This window comes from Sphingomonas sp. Leaf357 (assembly GCF_001423845.1).
Taxonomy (GTDB): Bacteria; Pseudomonadota; Alphaproteobacteria; order Sphingomonadales; family Sphingomonadaceae; genus Sphingomonas.
Genome location: NZ_LMPM01000001.1, coordinates 2,624,410 through 2,639,924, shown reverse-complemented (window position 1 = coordinate 2,639,924; position 15,515 = coordinate 2,624,410). Strand labels below are relative to the sequence as shown.

Genomic DNA, 15,515 nt, shown 5'->3' with positions numbered 1-15,515 from the left:
GTCTTGGTGGAATGGTGGCCGCAGATCGTCGCCAGTATCGCCACAGACCCTGCTGAAAAGGGCGCCTAGGAGGATGAGGTAGGTGGTCGCTAATTCGAACGGGCGACCAGACGGCACACGATCGTGGTGAACGCAATCACAACTCTGTGCGCACTTTCCACAATTCGGGGAACAGCACGACATCGAGCATGCGGCGCAGGTAGGAGACACCGCCCGTACCTCCTGTGCCGGTCTTCAGGCCGATGATCCGCTCGACGGTCGTTACGTGATTGAAGCGCCAGCGACGGAAATAATCCTCAAGATCGACGAGCTTTTCGGCCAGTTCGTACAACGCCCAATGCGCTTCCGGCGCGCGATAGATCGCCGCCCAGCTGGCCAGCACCGCAGGATTTTCCGTGCGTGTCTCGCGCCAGTCGCTCCGCGTCGCATCGATGCCGATGTCGAAGCCCCGGCGGGCGATCAGCCGAAGTGCCTCGTCGTACAGGCTCGGCGCACCAAGGATCGCTTCCAGCATGCCCGTAGTATCGGTGCGGTGGGCGTGGGGCTTGAGCATCGCCAGGTTGCGGTTGCCGAGCAGGAATTCGACCGCGCGATACTGATGCGACTGGAAGCCGGACGACTGGCCGAGCGAATCCCGGAACATCGTATATTCGCTCGGGGTCATCGTGCGCAGCACGTCCCAAGCGCCGTTCAACTGTTCGAAGATGCGCGACACGCGGGACAGCATCTTGAACGCCGGTTGCAGCCGATCCTCGCGGATCGCCGCGATCGCCGAGCGAAGTTCGTGGATGGCCAGCTTCATCCACAGTTCGGAGGTCTGATGCTGAATGATGAACAGCATCTCGTCATGCGCGGTGGACAGCGGCGACTGGGCGTCGAGCACCGTTTCGAGGCGGAGATAATCGCCATAGGACATGCGCCCGTCGAACGACATCTGCGCACCTTCCGCCGCCGGATCGTATGGGCATCCGCTCATGTCACGAGTCCTTGCTTGCGAAATTCCGGCGCGTCCCAGGCGCGCGTGTTCATCACGTCGGCGATGATGTCGACCGCCGCGACGATATCGCTCTCGCCGATATAGAGCGGGGTCAGGCCGAAGCGCAGGATGTCGGGCGCGCGGAAATCGCCGATCACGCCGCGCGCGATCAATGCCTGCATGATCGCATAGCCGTCCGGGTGCCGGAATGACACCTGGCTGCCGCGCACGCCGCCGTCGCGCGGCGAGGCAAGCACGAGGTCCGGACACCGCGCTTCCACCTCGGTGATGAACAGGTCGGACAGGCGCAGCGACGCCGCGCGGATGTCGCCCATATCCACATCGTCCCACACGTCGAGCGCGGCATCGAGCGCGGCGAGCGCTAGGATCGGCGGCGTGCCGACGCGCATCCGCTCAATCCCGGCACCGGGCCGATAGGACACATCGAACGCGAAGGGTGCCGCATGGCCCATCCACCCCGACAAGGCCGGCCGCGCGACGTCCGCCAGGCGGGGCGCGACATAGATGAAGGCCGGCGATCCGGGGCCGCCGTTGAGATATTTGTACGTGCAGCCGACCGCGAAATCGGCATCGGCCGCGGCGACATCGACCGGCAGCGCGCCGGCCGAATGCGCGAGATCCCAGATCACCAGCGCGCCCATCGCATGCGCCTTGGCGATCAGCGCCGGCATGTCGTGTCGGCGCCCGGTGCGGTAATCGACCTCGGTGATCATCACCACCGCAACGCTCTCGTCGATCGCGCTTGCGACATCCTCGGGCGCGACGATCCTGAGATCGTGGCCGCGCCCGAGCGAGGCGAGCAACCCTTCGGCCATATACAGATCGGTCGGGAAATTACCGCTGTCCGACAGCACCACGCGGCGTGTCGGCACGAGATCGAGCGCCGAGGCGAGCGCCTGATAGACCTTGATCGACAGCGTGTCGCCCATTACGACGCTGCCTTTTGGCGCGCCGATCAGCCGGCCGACCCGGTCGCCGACGCGGCGCGGCAGGGTTATCCAGCCGGCATCGTTCCAGGCGCGGATTAGCTGCTCGCCCCATTCGGCGGCGACCGCGTCCGCCAGCCGCGCGTGCACGCCGCGCGGCAGCGGACCCAGCGAATTGCCGTCGAGATAGATCACGCCGGCCGGAAGCTCGAACAGCGCGCGCGTGGCGGTGAAGTCGGTCAAGGCTGGGTCTCCGGATGGCGCAGGGCGGAACGCTGGATCTTGCCGGTCGCGGTCTTGGGCAGCGCGCCGAGAAACACGATCTCGCGCGGATATTTGTACGGCGCGATCTGCGCCTTCACATGGTCCTGCAGTGCCTTGGCGAGCGCCGCCCCGGCTTCATGTCCCGGGGCAACGACGATGAACGCCTTCACTTTCATGCCGCGATCGGGGCATGGCGCGCCGATGACCGCGCATTCCCGTACCGCCGGATGCGCGCACAAGGCGTTTTCCACCTCCGGCGCGCCGATATTGTAGCCGCTTGACACGATCATGTCGTCGGAGCGCGCGACGAAGTGGAAATAGCCATCCTCGTCGCGCCGGTAGGTGTCGCCGGTGACGTTCCAGCCGTCGACGACATAGACTTGTTGGCGATCCTCGTCGTCGAGGTAACGGCAGCCGGTCGGGCCGCGCACCGCCAGCCGCCCGGTGCCGCTCGCCATCGGCTGGTTGGTCTCGTCGAGCACGGTAACATCGTATCCTGGCACCGCACGACCGGTCGCGCCGGGCCGAATGTCGGATCCGGAGGCCGAGACGAAGACGTGCATCATCTCGGTCGCGCCGATACCGTCGACGATCTCAAGCCTCGTCGCCGCGCGCCAGGCATGCCAGACGTTTGCTGGCAGATGCTCGCCGGCGGAGACGCAGGTCCGCAGCGATCTTGGTACGTCGGTCAGGCCGGTGAGCATCGCCTTGTATGCGGTGGGCGCGGTGGCCAGGATATTGACGCCCATCCGCTCCACCGCATCGATCAGCGCCGAGGGGGTCGTGTTCTCAAGCGTCACGGCCGTGCCGCCGAAGCGCAGCGGGAAGATCAGTTGCATGCCAAGGCCGAAGGTGAACGCGATCGGCGCGGAACATAGCCAGCGATCTCCGGCGCGCGGCGCGAGAACTTGCCGAGCGAAAGAATCGGCGGGGGCAAGAATGTCGCGGTGATACTGGATGCAGCCCTTGGGCGTGCCGGTGGTACCTGACGTGAAGGCGATCAGTGCCGGGTCGTCGCGGTGCGTGGCGACGGCGTCGAAGCCGGGGGCGACGGCGGCCATCCGCGCTTCGAGTTCGCCGGTGCCGGCATCGCCATCATAGACCAAAGTCGAACGCAGCGTCGGGCAGGTCGCTTGCGCCGTTCTGAAATCGGCCAGGCAGCGGCTGTCGACGATCGCATGGCTGACCGCCGCCCGCGCGACGATATCCGCGATCTCGCCCGCGCGCAGGATCGGCATGGTCGCGACCACCACGCCCCCGGCCTTGAGGATACCGAGCCAGGCGGCGAACATCGTCGCGGTATTGGCCCCGCGAAGCAGCACCCGGTTGCCGGGAACCAACCCCGCCTGCTCGACCAGCACGCGAGCGATGGCATCCGACCGCTCGTGCAGTTCGCCGTAGCGCCAGCTAACGCTATCATTGGCGATCGCGACCATGTTGGGGTCAATCCCGTCCAACAAAGCGACCGCGGAGTTCAGGCGCTCCGGATAGTCGAGCAAGCGGAATTCCGGTTGGAGCGATGGAGGCGGCAGTCGGTCGCGCACGAACGTGTCGACATGCGCGCTGGTCATGGCAGCGGCACCATCGCGGTTGTTTCGATCTCCAGCTTGGCGGTCGGTTCGATCAGGCCTGCGACGATCACCACCGCCATCGTCGGAAAATTGCGGCCCAGCAACTCGCGATAGATCGCGCCGACCTCGCGGGCCGATGCGAGATAGTCGTTGCGATCGGTGATGTACCACGTCATCCGGACGATATGCTCGGGCGCGGCGCCGCCCTCCGCCAGGATCGCCAGCGTGTTGACCAGTATTTGGCGGAACTGGCCCGCGAAGTCGGTCGCGACGAAGTTTTCCTGCGCGTCCCAGCCGATCACGCCGGCGGTGAAAACGGTTCTGCCGGTCGCGGCGATGCCGTTGGCATAGCCTTTGGGCCGGTCCCAGCCGGCGGGCTGCAGGATCTCGTGAACGCTCATCGCATCGTCTCCTCGATCCGCGCGCGCCAGTCGTTCGGCCAGGGCAGCGGGCGCATCGTCGTCATGTCGATCAGCACCTGGGTATAGCGGGTGGTCAGGCGATGCTCGTTGCCGCAGCGCATCTCGAGCACGAAATCGATCGAACTGGTGCCCAGCCTGTCGACGCGGAGCGTGAAATCGAGCCAGTCCCCCAGGCGGCTGACACTGACAAAGCTGGTCACCAATTCGACCGTGGGCAGCGCTCGGTGCAGCTCCAGGTGGAGGATGCTGCGTGGCACGCCGAGTACGATTTCGGTCCAGTCCTCGATCACCCCGTCGGCCAGTTCGAACAGGCTTGGATAATAAGCGATCCCCGCCGCATCGCAGTGTGCGAAGCGCAGTCGACGGCGGGCAGGGAAGGGGCGGCTCATCGCCGATATGCCTTCAGATGCTCGCGGGCGATCACCACACGTTGGACCTCGGAGGCGCCTTCGTAGATCCGGAGCGCCCGTACTTCGCGGTAGAGCGCCTCGACGGTGGCCCCGACCGTAACCCCCATGCCGCCGAACAATTGCACCGCCTTGTCGATCACTTGCTGCGCACTGTCGGTGGCGTGCAGCTTGGCCAGAGCGGCTTCGCGCGTGTTCCTGACGCCCTGCACATCGCGCAGCCAGGCGGCCCGGTAGATCAGCAAGGCGGCGGTATCCACGTCGAGCACCATGTCGGCGAGCGTCGCCTGAGTCACGGCATTGTCGGAGAGCATGCCGTCGCCAAGCTTGCGGGTCAGCGCGCGTTCCGTCGCCTCGTCGAGCGCACGACGGGCGCAACCGAGCGCGGCGGCCCCGACGGTGGTGCGGAAGATATCGAGCGTCGCCATCGCCTGGGCGAAGCCTCGCCCGGGTTCGCCGAGTAGCGCATCGTGGCCGAGCCGGACGTTGTCGAACCGCAACGTCGCCAGCGGATGTGGCGCGATGACCTCAATCCGCTCACTCGCGTCCAGCCCCGCGGCGTTGGCATCCAGAATGAAGGTCGAGACGCCCTTAGCGCCCGGGGCCTCGCCGGTGCGCGCGAACAGGACGTAGAAATCGGCGATACCGCCGTTCGAGATATAGGTTTTTGCACCGTTCACCACATAATCATCGCCGTTGAGCGTCGCAGTGGTTTCCATCGCCGCGACGTCCGACCCCGAGGCTGGTTCGGTCAACGCGAAGGCCGCGATCTTCTCGCCGCGCGCGACGGCCGGCAGATACGCCTGTTTCTGCGCCTCGGTGCCGAACAAGGTGATCGTGCCCGACCCCAAGCCCTGCATCGCGAAGACGAAGTCGGCGAGGCCGGAATGGCGGGCGAGCGTCTCGCGGATGAGCGCCAGCGAGCGAACGTCGAGCGTTTCCAGCGCGCCGCCATAGGCCGCCGGCACGCAATAGCGCAGCCAGCCGCCATCGCCGAGTTTGCGTACCAGCGCGCGGCATTCGGCATCGACGTCGTCGCTGTGGGACGCGTTGACGTTTCCCACGCACCACGCTTCCAGTGCGTCGCCCAACTTACGATGCGCGGTATCGAAGAACGGCCAGTCGAGAAAGCTGCGGTCGGCCATCAATTGCCCTCGAACACCGGCGTGCGCTTTTCCGCAAACGCCTCGAAGGCGCGGCGGAAATCGCCGGTCGCCATGCAGATCGCCTGCGCCTGCGCCTCCATCTCGATCGCGGTGTCGATGCCGACCGCCCATTCGGTCGCGAGCTGGGTCTTGGTAATGCCGTGCGCGAACGTTGGGCCGCTCGCCAGCGACCGCGCCAGCGCGGTCGCCTCGTCGATCAGCGCAGGCCGTTCGACCAGACGGTTGTGGAAGCCCCAGCGCTCGCCCTCGGCCGCCGTCATGACGCGTCCGGTATAGAGCAGTTCGGACGCGCGCCCCTGCCCGATGATGCGCGGCAGCAGCGCGCAGGCGCCCATATCGCATCCGGCCAGGCCGACCCGGGTGAACAGGAACGCTGTCTTCGTCTCGGGCGTCGCGAGCCGCAGATCCGAGGCCATCGCCATGATCGCCCCCGCGCCGACGCACACGCCGTCCAAAGCGGCGATGATCGGCTGGGGGCATCCCCGCATGGCCTTGACGAGATCGCCCGTCATTCGTGTAAACTTCAGGAGCTCGGGCATCGCCATACCGGTCAGCGGGCCGATGATTTCGTGAACGTCGCCGCCGGACGAGAAATTGCCGCCCGCGCCGGTGACGATCACTGCCTTGACCGCGTCGGCATAGACCAAGGCACGAAACGCGTCGCGCAGCTCGGCGTAACTCTCGAACGTCAGCGGATTCTTGCGCTCCGGCCGGTTGAGCGTGACGGTCGCGACGCCGTCGTCGAAGGCCCAGCCGAAATTGGTGGGCGCGAAGGTCGCCGGGTTCATGGCCGTTCCTTTCGGGTCGCCTCGCCGAGCGAGGCCTTGAGGTGGCCGAGCGCGGCATAGAGCCCGTCGCGCTCGGAGGTGTCGAGGCTGGAGAACAGATCGTCGATCCAGCCGTGATGCGCCGCCGCCATGACCGAGAACTGCGCGCGGCCGGCCGGGGTGAGGCTGACGACTGACGATCTCTTGTCGGTCGGGTGCGATGCCGTCAGGACCAGGGCATCCCGGCGCAGCGACTGGACGATCGCCGTCACGTTGCCGTTCGAGACGAGCAGCGCCTTCGACAATTCGCCCATCGTCATGCCGCCGTCGCTGCGATCGAGCGCGGCCAGCACGTCGAAACGGGGCAACGTGCTGGCGAACTCGCCACCGAGGCGGCGCTGGACCAGCTTCTCGATGGTCATCGTGCAGCTCAGCAGCCGCAGCCAGATGCGCACGCTGGCGCGGTCGTCGAGCCCGCCGCCATGCTTTTCCGAGATGGCGAGGTTCGTGGTCATTGCGTTTCTCCGCCCGATACCGAAATCGTCTGGCCGGTGATCGACGCACTGCCCGGCCGGCACAGCCAGACGACGGCATCGGCGACCTCGCGCGGTTGAATCAGCCGGCCCTGCGGGTTGAAGCGCGTCAGTTCGGCCACCGCCTCATCGGCGCTGCGCCCCGTCGCGCTGCGGATCTTGTCCACGGCGTCAGCGACGATCGCGGTGTCGGTGAAGCCGGGGCAAACTGCATTGACGGTAATATTCGTCCCGGCGAGCTCGAGCGCGAGCGCGCGCGTAAGGCCGACCGCGCCATGCTTCGCTGCGGTATAGGCGGCGGTATAGGCATAGCCGCGCAGGCCCGCGGTCGAGGCGATCGTGACGATCCGGCCGGCTTGCGCCTCTCTAAGATCGGGCAGCGCCGACTGGCAGCAATGAAATAGCGCATCGAGGTTGACGGCCATGATGCGGCGCCAGTCATTCTCGGCAACGCGGCCGAAAGGACCGCTACCGGCCATGCCGGCATTGTTGACCAGGATCGCGATCGGGCCATGCGCGGCGCGCGCCGTCGCAAAGGCGCGATCGACCTCCGCGCGCACCGATACGTCGGCCCCGGCCACGCACGCGCCGCCGATCTGCGCGGCGACGGCATCAAGCGGCGCGCGCCGCCGTCCGACCAGCGTCAGGACCGCGCCCTGCTCGGCAAGCGTGCGAGCGATCTCGGCGCCGATCCCGGTGCCGCCGCCGGTGACGATTGCGTGAAGACCCGCGAGAGCCGTCACGCGCGCCCCTCCATTTCGGCGGTGCGCGCAAGGTTGCGCGTGATCTGCGCCTGGCCACCAAGATAGGGTGGTGGGACGAAGATGTTTGCATGCCCGGCGCCGGCGGCGGCGCGCAACGTCCACATCGGGTCGATCAGGTGCGGCCGCGCGAGCGCGACGAGATCGGCGCGGCCCGCGGCTAGGATCGAGTTGACGTGGTCGGGTTCGAAGATGTTGCCCACCGCCATCGTCGCGACCTTCGCCTCGTTGCGGACGCGATCCGCGAACGGGGTCTGGAACATCCGGCCATAGACCGGTTTCGCGTCGGCCCAGGTCTGCCCGGCCGACACGTCGATCAGATCGGCTCCGGCATCCGCGAACGCCCGTCCGATCGCGACCGCCTCGCCGGGCGTCACCCCATCGTCGCCAGACCAATCGTTGGCGGAGATGCGCACCGACATCGGACGTTCGGCGGGCCACGCCGCCCGCATCGCCACGAACACTTCCAACGGAAAACGCAGCCGGTTCTCCAGGCTGCCGCCGTATTCATCGGTGCGCCTGTTCATCAGCGGCGTGATGAAACTCGACAGCAGATAGCCGTGCGCGGCGTGAAGCTCGACCATGTCGAACCCGGCGTCCGCTGCTCGGTGCGTAGCGGCGACGAACGCCTCGCGAACCGCGTCCATGTCGGCACGCGTCATGGGCCGCGGGATCTGGTTGGCCGTGTCCCAAGGCACGTCCGACGCCGCCAGCAGCGGCCAGTTGCCTGTGTCGAGCGGGATGTCATACCCCTCCCAGCCGACCTTGGTCGAGCCCTTGGGGCCGGCGTGGCCAAGCTGCAGACAGATCTTCGCTGCACTGTTGTCATGCACGAAATCGGTGATCCGCCGCCACCCGGCGACATGGGCATCGTCATACATGCCCGGGCAGCCGGGCGTGATTCGCGCGTTGGCCGTCACGCAGGTCATCTCGGTGAACACAAGGCCCGCGCCCCCTTGCGCGCGCGCGCCGTAATGGACGAGATGGAAATCGCCGGGTGTGCCGTCGGTCGCCGAATAGGTCGCCATCGGCGACACGACGACACGGTTGGCCAGCGTCATCTCGCGCAGCCGGTAGGGCACGAACATCGGCGCGACCGCCGCATCCGCGCCGCCCGCGAACCAGCGCTCGACCCCCTCCAGCCACGCCGGATCGCGCAGTCGCAGATTCTCGTGGCTGACGCGCTGCGAGCGGGTCAGCAGCGAATAGGCGAACTGGATCGGCTCGAAGCCGAGGTAGCGGTCGAGCGTCTCGAACCATTCGGTCGAGTTGCGCGCGCTGTTCTGCAGCTTGAGCACCTCGACGGTGCGCTCGGTCTGATATTCGGCCAGCGCCCGGTCGCGCGAGAGGCCCGGCCGATTGAGCACCTCGGCAAGCTTGATCGCATCCTCAAGCGCCAGCTTGGTGCCCGATCCGATCGAGAAGTGCGCGGTGTGCGCGGCATCGCCCATCAGGATCAGCTTGTCGTAGTTCCAGCGGTCGCACAGCACGCGCGGAAAATTGATCCAGGCCGCCGACCCGCGCAGGTGCGCGGCGTTGGTCATCAGCGCATGACCATCCAGATGACGCGCGAAGATCGTCTCGCACCGGGCGATCGCCGCGGGCTGGTCCATCGTGTCGAAGCCAAGCCCTGCCCAGGTATCGGGCGCGCATTCGACGATGAACGTCGAGAGATCGTCGGCGAAGCGATAGGCGTGCGCCCAGATCCAACCCGCCGCGGTCTTCTCGAACGCGAAGGTGAAGGCGTCGAACGTCTTGTGCGTGCCCAGCCAGACAAACTTGTTGCGGCGGATGTCGATATCGACGCCGAAATGCTCGGCGTAGCGCTTGCGCAAGCGGCTGTTGAGACCGTCGGCGGCTATCACCAGATCGTAATCGGCATAGTCGGCGAGATCGTCGCTCGACTCGGCCTCGAAATGCAGGACCACGCCGAGGTCGCGGGCACGCTCTGTCAGGATCTCAAGCAGGCGCTTGCGACCGATGCCGATGAACCCATGTCCGGACGATCGGATCGCCGTTCCCTCGATCGACACGTCGATGTCGTCCCAATGCGCGAACTCGTCGGCGATCGCACGCCCGCTGACAGCGTCGTTCGCCATCAGATTCTCGACAGTCTGGTCGGAGAAGACAACGCCCCAGCCGAACGTCTCGCCGGCGCGATTGCGCTCGAACACCTCAATCTGGTGCGCTGGCTCGCGCACTTTCATCGAGATGGCGAAATACAGGCCCGCCGGCCCGCCGCCCACGCACGCAACACGCATCAGTCCGCCTCCAATTCGTTCAAGCTTGAAGCAGTTTTTAGTCGGTTGCAAGGCGCAGAACGAATGGAAATTGGCCATACACCCCTGGGAAGGCCTGCTTTGCCCGACACACACCCCACCAATGACGAAGTGGCTTCGGCGCGATGGCGTGTGTGCTGCAAGAAAACGACGCCGACAGGATCACGTTATCGCTTGGCACGATGTTCTTGGCAGGCGAGTCGTGCGGTATACCAAGACGTGAAAATGCGCGGTGCGGTTGTCGATCGGGGCGGTAGTCGAGCCAACTCGGGACTGAGGAATCTGCGGGGTATGTTCTGGTTCGACGCGGATAACGAGGACAGCGACCGAATGCCAATAGTGTGGTTGCGGCCTGAGGTTGGAGCCGACCTCATGCATGTAACCGCAAAACGTGACCTTGAGAGCAAAAGAACGCCGACAGTGCATTTATGCCGCTCGGCATTTGAGCCGCCCTATTAATGTCAAAGGGGCCATGCCAAACGAGTAGATGACAAGAATAAATCTATGAGGTAGCGCCCAAAAAAACGGGGGGCGCAATGTTTATCAAGCATTTTTCTACAGTTTTTGGCAGCGCGCTGGTTCTGGCGTTGACAGCATGTGGCGGCGGCGGTGCGGGCAGTTCACCTGCTGTAGTGGCGCCCACCCCGACGCCCACGCCGACCCCCACACCTATCCCCACCGAGAAGGCCCAATTCAAGATGGGCGGCAACAATGTGGATATCGCCAATGTCGCGAAATTCGACACGCCGTGGGCCGTCAACTTCCTGCCTGATGGCCGGATGCTGGTGACCGAGGCTTTCGATGGCATCCGTTTGGTGACCCAGCTTGGAGTGGTCTCTGCGCCGCTTGCGGGGCTGCCGGAAAGTCTGAACGTTCCCTTCGATGTGGTTGCCAGCCCGAACTTTGCGACCGACCGCACGATCTTCCTAAGTTTTGCTGAGGTAGGTCCAGGCGGAACCCATATTACGCGAACAACGAATCCCACTGGCCCGCAGGGTTTAGCGGTGTTGGTGGCAACGCTGAACACGCCGACAGGCGGCGTTCCGTCGCTGAGCAATGTCCGAGTGATTTGGCGACAGTCCCCCCTTGTCGTCGCGCTGGGAGAGTATGGGGGGAAACTGGCTTTTTCGCCCGATGGGAAATATCTGTATATCACCGCCGGTGATCGCTCGACATTTACACCGGCGCAATCGCTTGAGAACAGTATAGGTAAAACCCTTCGCATATTTCCTGATGGGAGCATCCCACCGGATAACCCTGGCGTGGGCAAGCCGGGTGTCTCGACAGATATTTACAGCTTGGGGCATCGTAATTCCTATGGAATCGCGTTCGATGCGACCGGTCAGCTTTGGGAAAGTGAGCATGGACCAAAGGGCGGCGACGAATTAAATTATATCAACTCCGGCTCAAACTACGGCTGGCCGTCTGTCTCACTGGGGGACAATTACGATGGTGGGCTGATTCCAAAGCCTTCAAACAGCGATCCGTTCGTCCAATCCGCAACGTCATGGACCCCCGCGATCGCGCCTGCCGGGATGATTTTTTACACTGGCGGTTTTTTCCCGACGCTGAAGTCCAATGCCATACTTGGAGGTCTGCAGGCGAAGGGGCTTGTGATCGTCAAGGTTGCCGGTCTGACGGCGGCCGAGGTCGATCGCTTGCCGCTTAACGCCCGTATCCGCGACGTCCGGCAAGCACCAGACGGCTCGATCTGGGTGTTAGAGGATGCGCCTACCGGGAGATTGCTGCGGCTGACGCCAGCGGGCTAGAGCTTCTTCCTCGTGTAGATTAGCAATTGCAAAAAGCCGCCGGCCGTTCAGCCAGCGGCTTAGTGGTTTTGGGAGCAGAAACTTTTAGGCGAACGAGCCCTTCGTCTTGTAGCGGAGCGTGCGCATCGCTGCGCCCATTATGTACGAGAGCAACCTCGGAGACTGCGCTGGCACCAAATCCGTCTGGAAGATGACGTGGCGATCAGGCAGCCCCAATCCGGGTCGAAAATGGCGCGGCACGATCGACGAGTAAATGACTGGTCTAAAATGGTGGACGCACTTGGGCTCGAACCAAGGACCCGCTGATTAAGAGTCAGCTGCTCTACCAACTGAGCTATGCGTCCGTATCCGTTGCGGTATCTTGCGGCGCTTTGGAGGGCGCCACCGCGATCGGGGAGGGCGCGAACTACCACCGCTTGCGGGGAATGCAACTCCTTTTTGGCACTTTGCCTGCGCTTTTCGTTACCAGCGGTTGGTCTGGCGGTTTTGGCGATCGATCGACATCAGGATGCCGAGGCACAGCAGCACCGTGAGCTGCGCCGAACTGCCATAGCTGATGAACGGCAGGGGGATGCCGACGACCGGGGCCAAGCCCATCACCATCGACATGTTGATCGCGACATAGAAGAAGATCGTCGCCGAGAGTCCGGCGGCGGTCAGCCGCGCGAAGCGGGTCTGCGCGTTGAGCGCGACGTTCGCGCCCCAGAAGATGATCGTCAGGAACGCCGCGATCACCAGCACCCCGCCAAGCAGGCCCCATTCCTCCATCATCGTCGCGAGGGCGAAGTCGGTGTGGCCTTCGGGGAGATAGTCGAGGTGACTCTGCGTGCCGTTGAGGAATCCCTTGCCGAAAATACCGCCCGATCCGATCGCGATCTTGGACTGGCTGATGTGATAGCCGGTGCCGAGCGGGTCGCTTTCGGGATCGAGGAAGATCAGGATGCGGTGGCGCTGGTAATCGTGCAGCACGTAGTTGACCGCGAGCGGCACGAGCGCGCCGAGCGCCAGCGCGCCGCCGACGAACAGCCGCAACGGCACGCCGGCCAGGAACACCACCGTCACGCCGCCGGCCATCACCATCAGCGCGGTGCCGAGATCGGGTTGCTTCATGATCAAGGCCGCCGGGATCAGGATCAGCAACGCGGCGGGCCAGATCGCACTGAACTTGCGCGTTTCGCCCGGCGGCAGCAGGTCGTAGAATTTCGCGCAGGCCAGCACGATGAACGGCTTCATGAACTCGGACGGCTGCAGGCGGATCAGCCCGAGATCGAGCCACCGCTGGCTACCGCCCCGGACGGCGCCGAGCAATTCGACCGCGATCAGCGAGAAGACCAGCACGCCGTAGACCGGCAGCGCGGCACTGCCCCAGAACGATTCGCGCACGCGCGACAGCAGGATCGCGCCGGACAGCAGCACGCCGAAGCGCACGCCCTGATTGAGCGCCCAAGGCTGCCAGCTACCGCCTGCCGCCGAATACAGCACGACCAGGCCGAACGCTCCGATCGCGCACACCAGCAGGATGATCTTCCAGGGGAGTTGCGCCAGCGGGGCGGGTACGAAGTTGCGGGTGCTCATTGCGGTTCCGGCGATCCGGTGGTCTGCGCGACGCCGTTGCCGGTCGCGGTATCGTGCGCCTGCGCCTCGGCGGTGGCATTGGCGGCGGCGGTGGCGGCTTCCACGGCGGGGGCGTCGGTCGCGGCGGCAGCGTCCTGCTCGGTCGCGGCCCCCACTGCGGGCGGCGGCGCGGAGGCGGCGGCACGGTAGGCGGCGGCCTCGGCCGCGTCGCGCGTGGCGATGTCCCCGCCCCAGGTCGGCTCGAACTCGGCGAGCGATTGCAGTGCCCGCTCGCGATCGAACATATAGGTCATGATATCCCGCCCGGTGAGCGGCGTATCGAGATTGGCGACGGTATGGCCGTTATGCTCCAGCACGATGCCCATCGCGTATTTCGGCTTGTCGGCCGGCGCGAAGCAGACGAGCAGGGCGTGATCGCGCATCTTGAACGGCAATTGGCCGTTCTTCAGCACGCCGCCGGCGCGTTCCGCCATGGTGATGCGGCGCACCTGCGCGGTGCCGGTCTTGGCGGCCATGGCGACGCCTGGCACGAGCAGGCGAGCCCGGCCGCCGGTGCCGCCCTGGTTGACGACGCCGAACATCGCGTCTCGCACGATCGCGAGATGCTCCGCCGAAAAGGGCAGGGGCTCTGCTACCGGGGCGGGGCCATCGATCACCAGACGCGGCTTGAGATCCCTGCCCGACCCGATCCGTGCCGCCATCATCGCCAGCTGGAACGGGTTGGCCAGCACATAGCCCTGGCCGATCGAGGCGTTGAGCGAATCCGCGACGGTCCAGGCCGTCTTGTATTTCTTCTGTTTCCACGCGGCATCGGGCACCGTGCCGTAACGCTGCGATCCGAACGGCAGATCGTATTTCTGACCCAGGCCGAGCGTCCGCGCGATCGGGGCGATCGTGTCGTAGCCGACACGCCGCGCCATCTCGTAGAAATAGATGTCGCAGCTCTGCATCACCGCGTTCTTCATATCGAGCGCGCCGTGGCCGCCACGTTTGTGGCAATGGAACACGCCGGTGCCCAGGCGCATCGCGCCGCTGCAGACCACGCGCGCGTGCGGATCGACCCCGGCGTGAAGCAGGGCCAGCGCGTTCATCGGCTTGACCGTCGAGCCGGGCGGATAGAGGCCCTGCAACGTCTTGTTCATGAGCGGCACGTGATCGTTGTCGGACAGCATCTTCCATTCGAGATGGCTGATCCCATCGGAAAAGACGTTTGGATCGTAAGCGGGCATCGAGACCATCGCGAGGATGTCACCGCTGTCGCAATCGATCATCACCGCCGAGCCGCTGTTCGTGCCGAGGCGCCGGGCGGCATATTCCTGCAAGCCGGCGTCGATCGTCAACCGCGCGGTCTTGCCCGGCACGTCCGGGCGAGTCTCGAGTTCCTTGACCAGCTTGCCGCGCGCGGTGACCTCGACGCGCTTGGCGCCGGCCTTGCCCCGCAACGACGCTTCCAGGGTCTTTTCCAGGCCATCCTTGCCGAGCTTGAAGCCCGGCGTGACCATCAACGGATCCTTGGTCTTGCGATACTGATCGGCGGACGCCGCGCCGACATAGCCGGTGAGATGCGCGACCGCCGGGCCGGAGGGATAATTGCGCGAGAAACCGCGCGTCGGCGCGACGCCGGGCAGTTCGGGCAGGCGCACGCTGACCGCGGCGAAGCGCTCCCAGTCGAGGTTCTCGATCACCTGCACCGGCTGGAACCCGGCGGCGTGCTTCAGGTCGGTATCGATACGCTCGATCTCTTCCGGCGGCAGGCCGAGGATCTTGCCCAACAGGGCCAGCACGCGATCCTTGTCCTCGAGCCGGTCCTTGATGATGTCGACGCGGAAATCGGTGCGGTTGTTGGCGATCGGTGCGCCGTGGCGATCGACGATCCAGCCGCGACGTGGCGGCACCAGCGTCATGTTGACGCGGTTGCTTTCCGACATCGCCTGGTAATGTTCGTTCTCGGCGATCGACAGCCAGGCCATGCGCCCGGCCAGCATCAGCCCCACCGCACCTTGCCCGACGCCGAGCATGACCGCGCGGCGCGAGAAACTGTACGACTGCGATTGTTCGGTGGCGCTCCGCATGGGCCG

13 protein-coding genes and 1 tRNA gene are annotated in these 15,515 nt (G+C 65.3%); 1 reads left to right on the top strand and 13 read right to left on the bottom strand.

Going from position 1 to position 15,515, the window contains the following annotated elements; genetic code table 11:
• Positions 1–136: 136 nt before the first annotated feature.
• Genes kynA through ASG11_RS12360 form a run of 10 tightly spaced genes read right to left on the bottom strand, consistent with a single transcriptional unit; the run spans position 137 to position 10,075 of the window.
• The gene (gene kynA / locus ASG11_RS12405; protein WP_055779638.1) at positions 137–976 is read right to left on the bottom strand and encodes a tryptophan 2,3-dioxygenase; all 840 of its coding nucleotides are present in this window, start codon (positions 974–976) and stop codon (positions 137–139) included.
• Positions 973–2,166: a kynureninase gene (gene kynU / locus ASG11_RS12400; RefSeq protein WP_055779635.1), complete on the bottom strand. Its 1,194-nt coding sequence runs from the start codon at positions 2,164–2,166 to the stop codon at positions 973–975. The genes kynA and kynU overlap by 4 nt, the downstream gene beginning before the upstream one ends.
• Positions 2,163–3,758 carry an AMP-binding protein gene (locus ASG11_RS12395; protein WP_055779633.1) on the bottom strand — a complete coding sequence of 532 codons (1,596 nt, stop codon included), beginning with the start codon at positions 3,756–3,758 and terminating at the stop codon, positions 2,163–2,165. The genes kynU and ASG11_RS12395 overlap by 4 nt, the downstream gene beginning before the upstream one ends.
• Positions 3,755–4,159 carry a RidA family protein gene (locus ASG11_RS12390; protein ID WP_055779630.1) on the bottom strand — a complete coding sequence of 135 codons (405 nt, stop codon included), beginning with the start codon at positions 4,157–4,159 and terminating at the stop codon, positions 3,755–3,757. The genes ASG11_RS12395 and ASG11_RS12390 overlap by 4 nt, the downstream gene beginning before the upstream one ends.
• A complete protein-coding gene (locus tag ASG11_RS12385) occupies positions 4,156–4,569 on the bottom strand; it encodes an acyl-CoA thioesterase (protein ID WP_055779627.1) in 414 nt (137 codons plus the stop codon). The genes ASG11_RS12390 and ASG11_RS12385 overlap by 4 nt, the downstream gene beginning before the upstream one ends.
• Positions 4,566–5,732, bottom strand: a complete 1,167-nt coding sequence (locus ASG11_RS12380; protein WP_055779625.1) for an acyl-CoA dehydrogenase family protein — start codon at positions 5,730–5,732, stop codon at positions 4,566–4,568. Before ASG11_RS12380 ends, ASG11_RS12385 begins: the two co-directional genes overlap by 4 nt.
• A complete protein-coding gene (locus tag ASG11_RS12375) occupies positions 5,732–6,541 on the bottom strand; it encodes an enoyl-CoA hydratase family protein (protein WP_055779622.1) in 810 nt (269 codons plus the stop codon). Before ASG11_RS12375 ends, ASG11_RS12380 begins: the two co-directional genes overlap by 1 nt.
• On the bottom strand, positions 6,538–7,035 hold the full coding sequence (locus ASG11_RS12370; RefSeq protein WP_055779618.1) for a MarR family winged helix-turn-helix transcriptional regulator: 498 nt from the start codon (positions 7,033–7,035) through the stop codon (positions 6,538–6,540). Before ASG11_RS12370 ends, ASG11_RS12375 begins: the two co-directional genes overlap by 4 nt.
• Complete coding sequence (locus tag ASG11_RS12365; RefSeq protein WP_055779615.1) at positions 7,032–7,796, bottom strand: SDR family NAD(P)-dependent oxidoreductase; 765 nt, start codon at positions 7,794–7,796, stop codon at positions 7,032–7,034. Before ASG11_RS12365 ends, ASG11_RS12370 begins: the two co-directional genes overlap by 4 nt.
• A complete protein-coding gene (locus ASG11_RS12360) occupies positions 7,793–10,075 on the bottom strand; it encodes a bifunctional salicylyl-CoA 5-hydroxylase/oxidoreductase (protein ID WP_055779612.1) in 2,283 nt (760 codons plus the stop codon). Before ASG11_RS12360 ends, ASG11_RS12365 begins: the two co-directional genes overlap by 4 nt.
• Positions 10,076–10,629: 554 nt before the next feature.
• On the opposite strand from ASG11_RS12360, the gene ASG11_RS12355 reads away from it, so the two are divergent.
• Entirely contained in the window at positions 10,630–11,862 is a 1,233-nt protein-coding gene (locus ASG11_RS12355; protein WP_082472734.1) for a PQQ-dependent sugar dehydrogenase, read from the top strand.
• 268 nt (positions 11,863–12,130) lie between these two features.
• Here the strand turns inward: ASG11_RS12355 and ASG11_RS12350 are convergent.
• From ASG11_RS12350 to mrdA, 3 genes are all read right to left on the bottom strand, one after another.
• Positions 12,131–12,206, bottom strand: a tRNA-Lys gene (locus tag ASG11_RS12350).
• A gap of 118 nt (positions 12,207–12,324) precedes the next feature.
• The gene (gene rodA, locus ASG11_RS12345) at positions 12,325–13,437 is read right to left on the bottom strand and encodes a rod shape-determining protein RodA (RefSeq protein WP_055779606.1); all 1,113 of its coding nucleotides are present in this window, start codon (positions 13,435–13,437) and stop codon (positions 12,325–12,327) included.
• Positions 13,434–15,509, bottom strand: coding sequence for a penicillin-binding protein 2 (gene mrdA, locus ASG11_RS12340; protein WP_055779603.1), 2,076 nt, complete (start codon positions 15,507–15,509; stop codon positions 13,434–13,436). Before mrdA ends, rodA begins: the two co-directional genes overlap by 4 nt.
• Positions 15,510–15,515 lie beyond the last annotated feature (6 nt).